General features: G+C 68.5%; 1 protein-coding gene and 2 pseudogenes. All 3 read right to left on the bottom strand.

The window, feature by feature from the left end; genetic code table 11:
• Positions 1 to 142, bottom strand: a pseudogene (locus tag AC1D2E_RS35865) (sugar ABC transporter ATP-binding protein); the annotation flags it as partial.
• A gap of 1 nt (position 143) precedes the next feature.
• Positions 144 to 1,109 (bottom strand): ABC transporter permease, encoded by a 966-nt coding sequence (locus AC1D2E_RS35860; RefSeq protein WP_478201794.1) that lies wholly within the window; start codon positions 1,107 to 1,109, stop codon positions 144 to 146.
• Positions 1,110 to 1,150: 41 nt separating this feature from the next.
• Positions 1,151 to 1,492 (bottom strand): annotated as a pseudogene (locus tag AC1D2E_RS35855) (sugar ABC transporter substrate-binding protein); the annotation flags it as partial.

The raw sequence follows: 1,492 nt of genomic DNA, 5'->3' as shown, positions 1-1,492 counted from the left end.
CGCCGTTGTCGCCGATCACGGCCAGGATCTCGCCGGCGCGCAGCTCGAAGTCGGCGCCGTCCAGCGCGGTGACCTGGCCGTAGCGCTTGACCAGGCCCTTGGCCTGCATCACGAGGGGTTGGGTGTTGGCAGCGGCAGTCATCTCAGCGTGCCCCTTTGCGAGAGAGTTGGTCCACGGTCACGGCGACGATCACCAGGATGCCGGTGATCAGCACCTGGTAGACGGAGGACACGCCCATCAGCGTGAGGCCGTTGCGCAGCACGCCCACCACCACGGCGCCGACCAGCGAGCCCAGGATCATGCCGCGCCCGCCGAACAGGCTGGTGCCGCCGAGCACCACCGCGGTGATCGCGTCGAGGTTCTCGGTCTGCCCCGCGTTGGGGTCGCCCACGCCGGTGCGCGCCACCGACATCAGCGAGGCGATGCCGTAGAAGACGCCGGCCAGCACATAGACGCCCAGCAGCACGCGCTCGGGCGGGATGCCGACCAGGCGCGTGGCCTCCGGGTTGTTGCCCACCGCGTAGACGTGGCGGCCGGCGCCGGTCTCGCGCAGCCAGAACCACACGCCCAGGTAGAGCAGGATCATCAGCACCGTGCCGTAGGCGACGTTGGTGCCGCCCAGCGCGAAGGTGCTGCCGAACCAGGTCATCATCGGCGGCACCTCGGTCACGGTCTGCGCACCCGAGTAGAGCTGGGTGATCGCGAAGGCGATGTTGAAGGTGCCCAGGGTGACGATGAAGGGCGGCAGCTTGATGCGCGTCACCAAGAGGCCGTTGATGAGCCCGAAGGCGGCGGTCACCGCGATGCCGGCGAGGATCGCCAGCGGCGCGGGCAGGCCCATGTCGGCGGCCAGCTTGGTCATCACGATGCTGCCGAGCGCCATGATCATGCCGCACGACAGGTCGATGCCGGCCGTCAGGATGATCAGCGTCTGGCCGATCGCGATCACGCCGACCACCGTCACCTGCTGCAGGATCAGCGAGAAGTTCTCGCCGCTGAAGAACTGGTCGGTCGTCAGGCCGAAGGCGACGCAGGCGATCAGCAGCGCGATGAACGGGCCCAGCTGCCCGAGCGGGGGCAGCTTGGCATTCAGGGTGGCGGTGGTCATGGTGTGTGCGTGTCCGGTGTGCGGTGGCGTGCGCGCGGCGCTTACTTCTTGCCCCAGCACAGCTCGGTGCCGACCTGGGTGTCCTTGCTCTCGACGCCGGCCACCGGCTTGGCCGCGATCAGCGTCACGCCGGTGTCGGTGTAGCCGCTGACCTTTTTGCCGGTGGTGGCGTAGTCCACGCCCGCGGCGACGCCCATGGCCGCCATCTTCAGCGGGTACTGCTGCGAGGTGGCGGCAATCTTGCCCGCCGCCACGTCCTTGATGCCGTCGCAGCCGCCGTCGACCGAGACGATCATGACGCTCTTGTCCTTGCCGGACTTCGAAAGCGCGTTGAAGGCGCCGGCGGCGGCCGGCTCGTTGATGGTGTAGACCAGGTTGATGTC

This window comes from Variovorax sp. P1_H2 (genome assembly GCF_056405295.1).
Note: the sequence above shows the minus strand (reverse complement) of the source record. Positions and strands in the feature narration are given on the sequence as shown.